Raw genomic sequence first — 643 nt, forward strand, 5'->3', positions numbered from 1 at the left:
TAGAAAGCACGATAAGCGTTTTTGGCGTAAAGTGCAAAAGCAGTTCGTTTTGGATAAACGAACCACTTACATGAACATTGGTACAACAGGCTCAATGCCGAAACATGTTCTTGAAGGCTATGAAGACAACAACAAATTAGTGGCGAAGTTCCCATGGGACATGAAAGGTAAGTTTGGTAAGTTCCCTTACGTTTCAGACATGATCGCAGAGATTGCACCAGGTTTTGGCGCAAATGCTGACGAAATCATCCTAAGCCGCAACACGACTGACGGTCTATGTTCGATCATTAATGGTCTGCATTTCGAGCCGGGAGACGTGATTCTTACTACACACCACGAACACATTGCAGCGACATCTCCGCTGAATGTTGTAAAACACCGCTTTGGTGTAGAAGTCGTGGAAATTCAGTTACCAGTGTTTACAGGTACTGAAGACGTTTCTGAAGCAGACTACATTCAAGCATTCCGTGACGCTATTGAAGCGCACCACAATGTTCGCCTGATTGTGTTCTCTCACATCACATACAAAACCGGTACTGCGCTGCCAGCAAAGGCAATTTGTTCTCTTGCAAAAGAGCATCAAATTCCAACGTTAGTGGATGGTGCTCACACGGTGGGTATGTTCGATCTTGACCTACATGAT

1 protein-coding gene is annotated in these 643 nt (G+C 44.8%); it reads left to right on the forward strand.

Annotated features, from left to right (window positions below):
* On the forward strand, window positions 1-643 hold a 643-nt coding region (locus R7Z47_RS25345), incomplete at both ends, for an aminotransferase class V-fold PLP-dependent enzyme (protein WP_318130830.1).

Source organism: Vibrio sp. 1641 (genome assembly GCF_033339995.1).
Lineage (GTDB): Bacteria > Pseudomonadota > Gammaproteobacteria > Enterobacterales > Vibrionaceae > Vibrio > Vibrio alginolyticus.